Source organism: Kitasatospora sp. NPDC058162 (assembly GCF_042884005.1).
Lineage (GTDB): Bacteria > Actinomycetota > Actinomycetes > Streptomycetales > Streptomycetaceae > Kitasatospora.
The window spans coordinates 824135-837460 of sequence record NZ_JBHVUS010000001.1 but is presented as its reverse complement, the minus strand read 5'-3'; the positions used below and the strand labels follow the sequence as shown (position 1 = coordinate 837460).

Here is a 13326-nt window from a genome sequence, read left to right as displayed (position 1 = left end):
CGCCCCGGGTCGTTCGATGGCGAGCGTTCGGACGGGGAGTCGCCGGTGACGAACCGTCAGGAAATCTTCGGGCGAGTTCGGGCGGATCCCGGCGCATCCCGGCGGATCCCGGCGAGTGCGGCCGGGCTCAGGCGAAGCGGTCGACGGCCGCGAGGAGGGCCTCGGCCATCTTCGGGCTGCCGGTGTGACCGGCCTCGTCGATCACCGTCAGCTTCGCGTCCGGCCAGGCCTTGGTCAGTTGCCAGGGGGTGTCAAGCGGTCCGCCGAGGTCGAGCCGGCCGTGGATCAGCTCGCCGGGGATCCCGGCCAGTCGGTGGGCGTCGCGCAGCAGTTGGTCGTCCGGGAGGAAGGCCCGGTGCGAGAAGTAGTGCGCCGTGATCCGGGTGAAGGCCATCAGGGCGTCGGAGGGCCGGTCGGAGTAGGCGTTCGGTTTGCCCAGCACCTCGTGCGAGATCACCGCGTCCTCCCAGGCGGCCCAGGCCTGCGCGGCGACCCGCCGGACGCCTTCCTCCGGGCTGTTGAGCTGTCGGCTGTAGGCGGCGAGCAGCTCGAACACGTCGCCGTCCCGGTCGGCGGCGGGCAGGAAGTCGCGGAACTCCTCCCAGGGGCCCGGCAGGAAGCGGCCGACGCCCCGGTAGAGCCACTCGATCTCCGCGGGGCGGGTCGTGGTGACCCCGCAGATCACGATCGCGGAGACCCGTTCCGGGTGGGCCTGCGCATAGGCGAGGATCAGCGTGGAGCCCCAGGAACCGCCGTACAGCAGCCACTTGTCGATGCCCAGGTGCTCGCGCAACCGCTCCAGGTCGGCGATCAGGTGCGCGGTGGTGTTGTGCTCCAGCCCGGTCGACGGGTCGGCGGCGTGGGGGAGGCTGCGTCCGCAGCCGCGCTGGTCGTACTGGACGACGCGGTAGCGCCGCGGGTCGAAGTACCGCCGGGAGCCCGGGTTGTGGCCCGAGCCGGGCCCGCCGTGCACCACCACGGCGGGCTTCCCGTCCGGGGCGCCGGAGGTGTTCCAGTGGATCCGCTGCCCGTCGCCGACGTCCAACAGGCCCTGGGCGTACGGCTCGTCGTGCTGGTACGGCTCGGGCATCGGGAACTCCTCCGTGGACGTTCGGGCGGGGCGCCGGGTGAGCCTACCGGGCGTCCGGGAGTTCAGAGTCCGATGTTTAGCCCGAAGGCGGTGTCGAAGGAGGCGTACCCGACGCAGAGGATCAGCCAGAGGCCGAGTACGCCCGTGATCCCGGCGGTGATCCGCCCGAGTCGGGTGCGCTGCTCCTTCGGTCGGCGCCGGTGGCGGATGCCGTGGACGAGGCCGAGCAGGCCGAGGGCGGCGAGCGCGTACCCGGCGCCGGGGCTGGCCCGGTGGAGTGTCCGGGCGAGGAAGAAGGCCCCCGCCAGCGAGGCCGTGGTGAGGGCGAGGAGGACCACCCCGCCGACGGCCTCGAGGACGAACTCGCCGAGGCACCCGGCCGAGTCGCGGGCGAGGCCGGTGGCCAGTCCGACCTGACCGCCGGGGACGGGGGTCGGGTCCCCGGGCTGGTGCCCCGCCGGTTCCTGTGCCGACTGCTGCTCGGTCATGCCCCGCCGCCCCTTTGCCCGCCCTTTACCTGGTGGGTATGGTAGCCGACCGCCGCGGCTGCGCCGCTGGTCAGCGGCGGTCGGGCGGCAGCAGGGCGGCCAGTCCGTCGAGGACGCGCTGGACGCAGAAGTCGAAGCGGGCGTCCATGTCCGGGCCGGTGATGTGGTCGGCGAGGTCCGTGAGGTTGGGGTACTGCTCCGGGGGCAGGCCGCGGAAGAGGTTCCCGGCGTCGGCGGCGATGTCCCGGCGGCTGGCGCCGAGCGCCTCGGCGGCGGAGAGCGGCGACTGCTCCTGGAGCACGAAGCCCTGGACGAAGGCGCCCAGCAGGTAGCTGGCCATGGCGGTGTCGGCGTCGGAGAACCCGGCGGAGCGGAGCCGGTCGAGCTGGTCCTCCAGCAGGTTGAACAGGTACGGCCCGGGGGCGAGGCGGCCGGCCACGACCTTGGCGGCGTCGCGGTTGCCGAGCAGCAGCCGGCGGTAGCTGGCGCAGTACTCGTACAGCTCGACCCGCCAGTCGGCCTGGCGCGGCGGGGGTTCGGCCGAGGCGAGGATCGCGTCGCTGAGCAGGTCGAGCAGTTCCTGCTTGTTGCGGACGTGCCAGTACAGCGAGGCCGCCTTGACGCCGACCTCGGCGGCGACCTTGCGCATCGAGAGCCCGTCCAGGCCGTCCCGCTCCAGGACGCGCAGCGCGGCCTGGGTGAGGGCTTCGCGGGTGAGGGCGGGGGTCGCGTCGTCGTTCTGCGGCATGGCTGTGCGGACGCCTCCGGTGGCGGGTCAACGGTGTGGCGGGTCAACAGTGCCACGCCCGCTCGGCCGGTGAATCCGCAGGTCGGGAATTCGGCTTGCGATCTAACAGTGTTAGGGGCAGTCTGTGCGTGTCACATCAGGCCCTAACACCGTTAGGGATGGAATCGGGAGGGACCTCCATGGGGGAGCCGAGTACGCGCCGCAGGAAGCAGCTGGCGCTACTGACGCTCTGCGTGGCGATGTTCATGGCCATGCTGGACAACGTCGTCGTCAACGTCGCCCTGCCCCGCATCGGGCAGGACCTGGACGCCGGGGTCAGCGGCCTCCAGCGGGTCGCCGAGGGCTACAGCCTGGTCTACGCCGCACTCGTCCTGACCGGCGGCGCGCTCGGCGACCGCCACGGCCGCACCCGGACGTTCGTGCTGGGCCTGGGCCTGTTCACGGTCGGTTCCGCGGTGGCCGCGCTCGCCGGGACGATCGGGGTGCTGGTCGGCGGCCGGATGGTCCAGGGCGTGGGGGCGGCGCTGCTCACCCCGGGCAGCCTGACCCTGCTGCGCCACGTGTTCACCGACGAGGGCGAGCGCACCAGGGCCATCGGTGTGTGGTCGGGGGTGTCCGCGCTGGGCCTGTCGATCGGCCCGGTGATCGGCGGCCCCATGGTCGAACACCTCGGCTGGGCCGCCGTGTTCTGGATCAACGTGCCGATCGGCGTGGTCGGGATGGTGCTCGCCGCCAAGGTCCTCCCGGGGATCCCGCCGCGGGCCCGGCGGATCGACTTCGGCGGCTTCGTGCTCTCGGCGGCGGGCCTCGGCCTGCTGGTGTACTCCCTGATCGAGGGTCCGGCACGGGGCTGGACCGACCTCCGGGTGGTGGGCTGCGGCGGCGCCGCCGTCGTCCTGCTGGTCGCCTTCCTGCTGCTCGAACTGCGGCTGGCCGAGCCGATGCTGGAGCTGCGGCTGTTCCGGGACGGCGCGCTGAGCGGTGCGCTGCTGAGCGGCTTCATGGTCAGCTTCGGGATGTTCGGGGCGCTGTTCTTCCTGCCGCTGATGATGCAGGGCGTGCTCGGTTGGTCCCCGTCCGGTGCGGCCTACGGCGGGCTGCCGATGACCGCGATGCTGGTGGTGGCGGGTCCGCTGTCCGGCCGCCTGGCGGCCCGGTACGGCCCCCGGCCGCCGATGGTGCTCGGGCTCGCCCTCTGCGCGGTCGGCCTCGGCGGGCTGTCGCTGTACGGCGACCACGCCCACTACCCGGAGTACCTCTGGACGCTGTTCACGCTCGGCTTCGGCATGGGCCTGACCTTCACCCCGATCTCGATCGCGGTGATGCAGCGGGTCGCTCCGGCGCAGACCGGGATGGCCTCGGCGACCGTCAACACCCTGCGCGAACTCGGCGGCGTGCTCGGGATCGCGGTGCTCGGCGCCGTCCTGACCAACCGGATGACGGATCAGCTGAGCGCTGCCCTGCACCGGCTGGGCCTCCCGGCGGAGGCCGTCGGTCCGATCGCGGCCGCGCCCACCGGTGCGGCGCACGGCGGTGCTGGCGCGAGCGGCGCGCTGCCCGCGCCGGTGCGGCAGGCGGTGGACGGCGCCTTCGTCGACGGCATCCACCTAGCGCTGCGCTGCGGCTCGGCCGCGTTGGCCGTCACCGCCGTGCTGGTCGCGGTGCTGCTGGGCCGGGCCCGTCCGCTCGTCCAGGCCGGTCCAGGCGCACCGCAGCCGGCGGAGCCGGCCGGGGCCCGCTCCGCCTGAGCGGCACCGGTCAGGCGGAGTTCGGGCGGAGTTCGGGCGGGATCCCGCACGGGATTCCGTACGGATCTCGTACGGGCTTTCGTGCGGGCTTTCGTGCGGGATTTCGTACGGTGCGTCGGAGGTGGTGGGGCCGCCGCCTCAGCGGATGCCCTCCACCGCCGCCTGGGCAGCCCGGGCCAGTTCCCGCCGGGCCCCCGCCCGGGTGGGCTGCGGTCCGGGCGGCGGGATCGGCGGCAGGAAGGTCACCTCGGCGACCAGCCCGCGCACCGCGACCACCCGGGCGAGCGAGGTGAGCAGCCCGTCGTCGCCGATGAAGGCGGGCGCACTGGTCGGCCGCCCGTCCGCGAGCCGGTAGCGGATCGTCACCGGCTGGACGAAGGCGCCCGCCTCGACCGCGGCCTGGAACAGGGCCGGCCGGAAGCGTCCGCTCTCCCGCCCGCACCAGGTCGACCCTTCCGGGAAGACGATCACCGGGTGTCCGGAGCGCAGCACCTCGGCCACCGCCGCCACGGTGTCCGGGAGCGTGCGCAGCCGGTCGCGGTCCAGGAACACGGTGCCGCCCCAGGCGACCAGCGGCCCGAGCACCGGCCACCGCCGGACCTCGGTCTTGGCCAGCGACCGGCCCGGGCGACCGGCCGCGAGCAGCGGGATGTCCAGCCAGGACACGTGGTTGGCGACCACCAGCGCCCCGTCGGCGCCGACCGCCTGCCCGCCGACGGCCCCGGACGACCCGCCGACCCCGGCCGTCCGGGCCGTCCCGAGGTGGACGGTCACCCCGAGGCTGCGCAGCACCACCCGGGCCCAGAGCCGGGTCAGCTGGTCCCGGGCGCCGTAGGGCAGCAGGCGCACCGGCAGGCTGAGCAACACTCCGGCCAGCACCGCCACCAGGCAGCCGGTCAGCCGCAGCACCCGCCGGGGGTGCGAGACCTCCGGTGCGCGTTCGCCCAGGCAGGTCTCCGGCCGGCAGGGCGCGGTGGGCAGCCAGACGCTCATGACGGGGTGCCCAGGCTGGCCGCTCCGGACAGGAAGTGCCGCAGGTAGCGCGGGTCGGTGCGCTCCAGCGACAGCAGGACGTACAGGTCGGCGCAGTTGAAGTCCGGGTCGTGGGCGGGCTCGCCGCAGACCCAGGCGCCGAGCCGCAGGTAGCCGCGGAGCAGGGCGGGCAGGGCGCCGCGCTCGGCGCGCGGCACGCCGGTGGCGTCCCAGCGGCGGTGCGGGGTGACCCGGTACTCCTCGGGGGCCAGGTACTTGGCGCTGACGGTGTCCCAGACCCGGGCCGCGGTGGCGCCGCCGTCCTCCAGGTCGATGGAGCAGCAGCCGCCGACCCAGGTGTTGCCGGTGTCGGCGAGGTAGCGCGCGATGCCGCCCCACATCAGGTTGATGACGGCGCCGTTGCCCCGGTGGTCGGGGTGGATGCAGGAGCGGCCGAGCTCGACCAGGCCGGGTCGGACGGGCGCCAGCGCGGAGAGGTCGAACTCGTTGTCGGAGTACAGCCGTCCGGCCCGGCGGGCGGCCTCGGGGCGGAGCAGCCGGTAGGTGCCGACGACGGCGCCGTCCTGGCCCTCGCGGACCAGCAGGTGGTCGCAGTACTGGTCGAAGGGGTCGACGTCGAGTCCGGCGACGGGGCTGTGCAGGACGGCGCCGAGCTCGGCGCCGAAGACCTGGTGGCGCAGCCGCTGGGCGGCGCGCACGTCGTCCTCGTCGCGGGCGAGGGAGACGGTGTAGGCGGCCGGTGCCGGGGCCGGCCGGGTGCGGGGCGCGGGGACCGCCGGGGCGTCGTGGGTGGGGGCGACTGCGGACGGAGCGTACGTGGGGACGGTGGTCATGGCGGACCCTCCAGGGCAGCACGATCGGCGGTGCCGTGGATCACCAGGGCACCGTCCCGGCCCGCAGGGGGTGGTGCATCGGGCGCGGACCGGTCCCCGTATGTGTCTCCAAGCCGGTTGGCATTCACGTTGCGGCCCGGAGGAGCGCAGATGTGCACCTGTTGAATGGGACCACCCGTGGCGGGCCTTGGCCTGCCGGTCACCTGCCCGGCACCGGGCGGTCGTTCGTCCGAGGTGGACAACGGGGGCGCGCGCCTGCAACGTGCGCGCCCCCGTGCCTCCGTGCCCCCGTGCCCCCGAGCGGTGCGCCGGGGATCAGAACGCCTGCCAGCCCCGCGGGTCGACGCCGCCCGGGACGGCGCCGTCCGGCCCGTACGGCTCGCGGGTGTAGACGAAGGAGCCGACGTCCAGGTGGCTGACCGTGCCGTCCGGGTGCCGGACCACCCGCAGGGTCTCGCCCGCGTAGTAGTTGTCCAGGCCGAGCCAGCTGCCGTCCGGCTGCGGCCGGAAGCGGGACCCCCGGCCGGTGCCGGCCAGCGGGGTCAGTTCCAGGACGCCCTCGGCGCGCAGCCGCAGCGCGTTGGGCGCGGCGCCCCAGTACCAGGGGCCGGTGAGCGCGAGCAACTCCTCGTCCACCTCGGACAGCGGGCGCCAGGGCGCGGGCAGCCGGGGCTCGTGGGTGGCCGTGATCTCGATCAACTGGGCGGTCAGCAGTGAGGTGTTGGCGGCGCCGGTGGCGTTGGACAGGGCGAAGGCGGCCAGGCCGTCCTCGGCGCTGACCCACAGGCAGGCCGTGAAGCCGGGCATCGAGCCGGTGTGGCCGTACAGCACCCGGCCCTCGTGGCGGCGCAGTTGCAGGCCGAGGCCGTAGCCGGAGGTCCAGTCGGCGTCCTCCGGGCCGACCGCGGGGCGGCGCATCTCGGCGAGGGTGTCGGACGTGAGCACCTTGTCGTCGCCGGCGGCGAGGAAGGCCGCCCAGCGGGCCAGGTCGGCACCGGTGGACCAGAGTTGGCCGGCCGGGCCCATCAGACCGGTGTCGGTGAGCGGTTCGGGCAGCATGACGTCGGCCCACGGGTGGACGGCGAAGCCCCCGGCGTGCGGGTGCTCGGGCAGCAGGGTGGTGCGGTCCATGCCGAGCGGGGCCAGCACCTCGCGGCGCAGCGCCTCGCCCCACGGCTCGCCGCGCAGTCGCTCGACCAGTGCGCCGAGCAGCGCGTAGCCGGGGTTGGAGTAGTGGTGGCGGCGCCCGGCCGGGTGCTTGAGCGGGCTCGACTCCTCCAGCAGGTCGCCGAGTTCGGGCCGCAGCGCGCCGTCGGTCCGCTCCCACCAGGGCTGGGGCGTCTCGGCGGCGAGCCCGCCGGAGTGCGCGAGCAGCTCGGCGACGGTGACGCCGTCGGCCGGGGTGCCGGGCAGGTGGCGGCCCAGCGGGTCGGCCAGGTCGAGCAGGCCCTCGTCGCGCAGCCGCAGCACCAGCACCGCGACGAAGGTCTTGGTGAGCGAGCCGATCCGGTACTGGACGTCCAGGTCCGGCGCGTGGCCCTCGATCATGCTGCGGGCACCGCTCCACACGGGTCGGCCGTCCCGCACCACCCCCGCCACCAGCGAGGGGGTGCGGCCCTCGGCCTGGGCGACGGCGATCCGGTGCAGCAGGGCGCGTCGGGTGGTCGGCAGCAGCTCGTCGGGCAGATCGGTCATGTGATCACTTGTCGGCATGCTGGGGACCCTAGCCGAGCCGACGCCGGGAGCCGGGCGATTATCCGCCCAGCCAGCCGCGCAGCCGTCCGCCGAGCCCTCCGTTCGGCTGTCCGCCCAGCCCTCCGTTCGGCTGTCCGCCCAGCCCTCCGTTCGGCTGTCCGCCCGGCTGTCCCGCTCCGTCCGTCAGCGGCGGCAGTTCCGGCTGTTCCAGCCACGCCTCGAACAGTGGGCCGAGCGGGGTGGCGGTGTACCGGGAGGCGTGCGCGAGCAGGTCGCCGGTGGCGACCACGCCGTGCCGGTTGATGCCGGTCCAGTCCCGCAGCATCGCGAAGAACGCGTCCTCGCCGAGTGCCTGCCGCAGCGCGTGCACCGCCAGGCCGCCGCGCTGGTACAGCCGGTCGTCGAACATCAGCCGGCGGCCCGGGTCGCCGAGCCTGAGGTCCTGCGGCAGCCCCGCCAGCAGCCGGTGCGCGGCGGCGGCGTGCACGGCCGCGGCCGGGCCCCCGGCGTGCTCGGACCAGAGCCACTCCGCGTACTTGGCGAAGCCCTCGTTGAGCCAGATGTGCCGCCAGTCGGCGATCGTGACGCTGTTGCCGAACCACTGGTGGGCCAGCTCGTGCGCGATCAGCCGCTCCCGTTCCCAGCCGCCGCCCAGGTGGTTGGTGCCGAAGGTGGCCACGCCCTGGGCCTCCACCGGGACGTCCAGCTCCTCGTCCGCGACCACCACCGCGTACTCGCCGAACGGGTACGGCCCGAAGACCTCGGCGAAGTACGCCATCATCTCGGGCTGCCGGGCGAAGTCCCGGGCGAAGTCCTCGGCGAGCCGCGGCGGCACGTACCCGGTCTGCGGCACCGCCGGACGGGCGGCCGACGCCACCGGCCGTTCCGGCGCCACCGGTTGGCCCGGCGCCAGGGGCTGGCCCAGCGCCACCGGCTGGTAGTGCCCGATCGAGACCGTCACCAGGTACGGCGAGGTCGGCGCGCTCTGCTCGTACACCCAGGTGGTGCTGGACGCCCGGGTGGTCCGGGTGAGCAGCCGCCCGCCGCTGAGCACCGTGAACGGGGACGGCGTGGTGACCGCCAGCTGGTACGTCGCCTTGTCCGCGGGCCGGTCGTTGCACGGGAACCAGGACGGCGCGCCGATCGGCTGGCTGGCCACCAGCGCGCCCTCGGTCAGCTCCTCCCAGCCCAGGCCGCCCCACGGGCTGCGCACCGGGCGGGGGTTGCCGGTGTAGTGCACCTCGACGGTGAAGGCCGCGCCCGCCGCGAGCGCCTTCGCCGGGCGGATCCGCAGCTTGCCGCCGCGGTGGGTGTAGCGGGCGGCCTTGCCGTCGACCAGCACCCGCCCGATCCGGAACTCGGCCAGGTCGAGCGCGAACTCGGCCAGGGCCGCGTCCGCGACCGCGCTCAGCCGGGCCGAGCCGGCCAGCCGGTTGGGCCCGGGCCGGTAGTCCAGCGCGAGTTCGTAGCGGTGCACCCGGTAGCGGTGGTCGCCGCTGGTGGGGAAGTAGGGGTCCGGGCCGGGGGCCGCGGGCTGGGCGTGCTTGGGCTTCACGGGGGCGGGCGCTTCCTGCGGGCCGGGACGGGGGGTCGTACCGGGGGGAGGGCTGGTCACGACGTGGTCTGCCACGCCTCGATGGGGTTGCCCAGCCACCGCGTGTCCGCGGGGACGGACTCGGCCCGCATCACCAGCGAGGCCGGGCCCAGCGTGCTGCGCTCGCCCACCGTGCTGCCGGGCAGCACGATCCCGCCCGGGCCCAGGGTGGCGCCCTCGCGGAGGACCACAGTATCCATCCGCATGATCCGGTCGTGGAAGAGGTGGGTCTGCACCACGCAGCCCCGGTTGACGCTGACCCCGTCGCCGAGGGTGACCAGGTCGGCCTCCGGCAGCCAGTAGCTCTCGCACCACACGCCGTGCCCGACCTTGGCACCGAGCGCCCGCAACCACAGGTTCAGCACCGGGGTGCCCGGCACCGCGCCGACCAGCCACGGCACCGCCAGCACCTCGACGAAGGTGTCGGCGAGCTCGTTGCGCCACACGAAGCCGCTCCACAGCGGGTGCTCGACCGCCCGGAACCGGCCGACCAGCAGCCACTTCGCGGCCACCGCGACCAGGCAGGCCACCCCGCCCGCGGCCAGCAGCAGCAGACCGGAGAGCAGCGCCGCCCGCACCGGGGAGCCGGCCGCCAGCCAGGACAGCGCGGCCACCGTCAGCAGCCCCAGCGCCCCCGAGGCGAGCACCGGCAGCAGCCGGGCCAGCTCGACCAGCCCGCGCGCCCAGCGCAGCCGGGCCGGCGGCTCGTAGGTCAGGCTCTGGTCGCCATGGTCCGCCGCGCGCGGCAGCCGCATCGGCGGCATGCCCAGGTACGAGCCGCCCTTCTTCGCCTTCGCCGGCGTCGCCGACAGCACGCCCACCAGGCCCCGCTTGGGCACCGAGCGGCCCGGCGCGGTCATCCCCGAGTTGCCGAGGAAGGCCCGGTCGCCGACCTTCGCCTCGCCCAGGCGCATCCAGCCGCCGCCCAGCTCGTACGGGGCGATCAGGGTGTCGTCGGCCAGGAACGCGCCGTCCCCGACGGTGGTCAGGCTGGGCAGGGCCAGCACCGTGGACACCTCGGCGCCGCGGCCGACCCGCATCCCCAGTGCCCGCAGCCACAGCGGGGTGACCAGCCCGGCGTACAGCGGGAACAGCACCTCGCGGGCCCGGTCCATCAGCTGGCTGACCGTCCACGCCTGCCAGCTGACCCGGCCGTGCAGCGGGTGCACCCCGGGCACCAGGCCGAGGCTCAGCAGCCGGACCAGCACCACCAGCTGCGCCGCGTACAGCGCGCCGTAGGCCAGGGTGGCGGGCAGCAGGCCGAGCAGGGCGCCGCCGAGCGCCGGGCCGAGGTCCGCGCCCTGGTCGACGAAGCGGGAGAGCACGGCGAGGGCGGCCGCGGCGGGCAGTACCGGGAGCAGGCCGAGCAGGGCGTCGCCCGCGCCGTACAGGGCGGCCCAGACGGGCCGGCGGGCGGGCTGCCCCTCGGGCCAGGACCACTCGGCCCGGCCGAGCTTGACGGCGGGGGCGCCGCCCCAGCGCTGGCCGGTGGGCACGTGGCCGGTGACGCTGGAGCCGGGCAGCACCTGGGCGCGCTTGCCGACCCGGGCACCGGGCAGCAGCGTCGAACGGGTGCCGACCACCGCGTCGGCGCCGACCTTGATCTGGCCGACCTCCAGTCGGTCGCCGTCCAGCCAGTAGCCGGACAGGTCGACCTCGGCCTCGACGGCGCAGCCCCGGCCCAGCTTGAGCAGCCCGGTGACCGGCGGCAGCGAGTGCAGGTCCACCTCCTTCGCGACCTTGGCGCCGAGCACCCGGGCGTAGGGGACCAGCCAGGCGCCGGACAGCCCGGTCGCGCCGCTCAGCTCGGTGAGCCGCTCGGCCGCCCACAGCCGCAGGTGCACAGCGCCGCCGCGCGGGTAGCTGCCGGGGCGCAGACCGCGCAGCAGCAGCCGGGCGCCGCCGGCCCCGATCGCGAGCCGGCCCGGCGAGCTGTACAGCACGAGCGCGCCCGCGCCGACCGCCCACCAGGAGGCGGTGGGCGCCCACGGGTAGTCGCCGAAGTGGGCGAGCAGGTTCCCGGCGGCCAGCAGGGCGACCGTCCAGCGCAGGCCGACCACGGTGAACAGCGGGATCAGCAGGAGCAGCTGGAGCAGCTTGGCCCGGGTCGGCACCAGGGTGACGGTACGGGCCTCGCCGCCGTCGGGGGCCGTGCGCTCCAGGTGGCGGGCGAGCTTGCGCAGCGTCGGGTGCTGGTAGACGTCCAGCACGGCGGCGCTCGGGTAGCGGGTGCGCAGCAGGGTGGTCAGCCGGGCGGCGGCCAGGCTGCCGCCGCCGATCGCGAAGAAGTCGTCGCGCGCGCTGGCCACCTGGACCCCGAGGATCTCGGACCACTGCTCGGCCAGCCAGGCCTCGGTGCCGTACAGCTGCTCGTTCGGCCCGGCGGCCTCCAGCTCGGGCAGCGGCCAGGGCAGGGCGTTGCGGTCGACCTTGCCGGAGGTGCGGGTGGGCAGGGTCTCGACCGGGGCGAGCAGCGGCACCAGGGCGGCGGGCAGCTCGGCGCGCAGCCGTTCGACGGCCTGCTCGCGGTCGAAGCCGTCCTGGACCACCAGGTAGCCGACCAGCAGCTGGTTGCCGCCGCGCGCGGTCCGCACGGCCGCGGCCGCGCCGGCCACGCCGGGCAGCGCCTGCAGGGCGGCGTCCACCTCGCCGAGTTCGATCCGGCGCCCGCCGAGCTTGATCTGCTCGTCGGTGCGGCCGAGGAACAGCAGACCGGCCGGGTCGGCCTGGACCAGGTCACCGCTGCGGTAGGCGCGCTCCCAGCCCAGCGAGGGCAGCGGGGCGTACTTCTCGGCGTCCTTCTCCGGGTCGAGGTAGCGGGCCAGGCCGACGCCGCCGATCACCAGCTGGCCGGTGCCGCCGGGGGCGACCGGCTGCCCGGCGTCGTCGACCACGGCGAGGTCCCAGCCGTCCAGCGGCAGGCCGATCCGGACCGGTCCCTCGCCGGTGAGCAGCGCGGCGCAGGCGACCACGGTGGCCTCGGTCGGGCCGTAGGTGTTCCACAGCTCGCGGCCCTCGGTGACCAGGCGCTGCACCAGCTCGGGCGGGCAGGCCTCGCCGCCGAAGATCAGCAGCCGGACCTCGTCGAGCGCCTCGGCGGGCCACAGCGCGGCCAGCGTCGGGACGGTGGAGACCACGGTGATCTCCTGGTCGGCCAGCCAGGGGCCCAGGTCGGCGCCGCTGCGCACCTGGGAGCGGGGGACGGGCACCAGGCAGGCGCCGTGCCGCCAGGCCAGCCACATCTCCTCGCAGGAGGCGTCGAAGGCGACCGACAGTCCGGCCATCACCCGGTCGCCCGGGCCGATCGGCTCCTCCTGGAGGAAGAGCGCGGCCTCGGCGTCGACGAAGGCGGCGGCGTTGCGGTGGGTGACCGCGACGCCCTTGGGCTTGCCGGTGGAGCCGGAGGTGAAGATGATCCACGCGTCGTCGGCGGGGGAGGGGCGGCGCTCCGGGGCGGGCGCGCGTTCCGCGGTGGGCGCGCGCTCCGCGGTGCTGCTCAGCGCGCGGTCGGCGCCGAGCACGGCGGCCACGGCGGCCTCGCCGAAGACCAGCTGGGCGCGCTCGTCCGGGTCCTCGGCGTCCACCGGGACGTAGGCGGCGCCGGCGGCGAGCACGGCGAGGATCGAGACGTACAGGTCGTTGGTGCCGGAGGGCACCCGGATGCCGACCCGGTCGCCCGGGCCGATCCCGGTGGCGGCAAGGCGGCGGCGGAGCTTCTCGACCTCGGCGGCCAGCGCCCGGTAGCTGAGCACGGTGCGCCCGTCGTCCAGGGCCGGCTCGTCGGGGTGGGCGTGCACGGTGGCGTCCAGCACGTCGACCAGGGTGCGCGGGGCGGCGGCCGGGCGGCCGGGGAGCAGGGCGTGCGGGGGTGCGGCCTGCGGTGCTTCGCCGGTCTGCGGTGCCTGACCGTCTTGCGGTGCCCGGTCGGCCAGTGGTGCCGGTGCGTGCTGCTTCGGGTGGCTCGGTTCAGCTGTCATGGCGGCCCATGCGCTCCTCGTCCTCGCCCCGTTCCTACCGCTGTCCGGCCCTTGGGGCGGCGGGATCACCGGCTTGACCGGTGACCCCACTCCGGGGCCGGAGCGGACAACCCGACCGATGGTAGCCCCGGGGCGGCGAACTGGCAGCGGCTGACAGGAG

Annotated in this window: 9 protein-coding genes; 1 reads left to right on the top strand and 8 read right to left on the bottom strand. The window is 75.3% G+C overall.

What is annotated here, in order from left to right:
* Nucleotides 1-127 precede the first annotated feature (127 nt).
* The 3 genes from pip to ACFVXG_RS03280 form a co-directional block, all read right to left on the bottom strand.
* On the bottom strand, nt 128-1090 hold the full coding sequence (gene pip, locus ACFVXG_RS03290; protein WP_387923776.1) for a prolyl aminopeptidase: 963 nt from the start codon (nt 1088-1090) through the stop codon (nt 128-130).
* A 62-nt stretch (nt 1091-1152) separates the two neighbouring features.
* Nucleotides 1153-1578: a hypothetical protein gene (locus ACFVXG_RS03285; protein WP_387923775.1), complete on the bottom strand. Its 426-nt coding sequence runs from the start codon at nt 1576-1578 to the stop codon at nt 1153-1155.
* Between the two features lie 70 nt (nt 1579-1648).
* Nucleotides 1649-2326, bottom strand: a complete 678-nt coding sequence (locus ACFVXG_RS03280; RefSeq protein WP_387923773.1) for a TetR/AcrR family transcriptional regulator C-terminal domain-containing protein — start codon at nt 2324-2326, stop codon at nt 1649-1651.
* A 179-nt stretch (nt 2327-2505) separates the two neighbouring features.
* On the opposite strand from ACFVXG_RS03280, the gene ACFVXG_RS03275 reads away from it, so the two are divergent.
* Complete coding sequence (locus ACFVXG_RS03275) at nt 2506-4074, top strand: MFS transporter (protein WP_387923771.1); 1569 nt, start codon at nt 2506-2508, stop codon at nt 4072-4074.
* 138 nt (nt 4075-4212) lie between these two features.
* Here the strand turns inward: ACFVXG_RS03275 and ACFVXG_RS03270 are convergent, their stop codons facing one another.
* From ACFVXG_RS03270 to ACFVXG_RS03250, 5 genes are all read right to left on the bottom strand, one after another.
* Complete coding sequence (locus tag ACFVXG_RS03270) at nt 4213-5067, bottom strand: lysophospholipid acyltransferase family protein (protein ID WP_387923769.1); 855 nt, start codon at nt 5065-5067, stop codon at nt 4213-4215.
* Complete coding sequence (locus tag ACFVXG_RS03265; protein ID WP_387923768.1) at nt 5064-5900, bottom strand: GNAT family N-acetyltransferase; 837 nt, start codon at nt 5898-5900, stop codon at nt 5064-5066. The genes ACFVXG_RS03270 and ACFVXG_RS03265 overlap by 4 nt, the downstream gene beginning before the upstream one ends.
* A gap of 315 nt (nt 5901-6215) precedes the next feature.
* Nucleotides 6216-7595 carry a serine hydrolase domain-containing protein gene (locus tag ACFVXG_RS03260; RefSeq protein WP_387923766.1) on the bottom strand — a complete coding sequence of 460 codons (1380 nt, stop codon included), beginning with the start codon at nt 7593-7595 and terminating at the stop codon, nt 6216-6218.
* Between the two features lie 58 nt (nt 7596-7653).
* Complete coding sequence (locus tag ACFVXG_RS03255) at nt 7654-9150, bottom strand: M1 family metallopeptidase (protein WP_387923764.1); 1497 nt, start codon at nt 9148-9150, stop codon at nt 7654-7656.
* 56 nt (nt 9151-9206) lie between these two features.
* On the bottom strand, nt 9207-13166 hold the full coding sequence (locus ACFVXG_RS03250) for a Pls/PosA family non-ribosomal peptide synthetase (RefSeq protein ID WP_387923762.1): 3960 nt from the start codon (nt 13164-13166) through the stop codon (nt 9207-9209).
* Nucleotides 13167-13326: the final 160 nt, after the last annotated feature.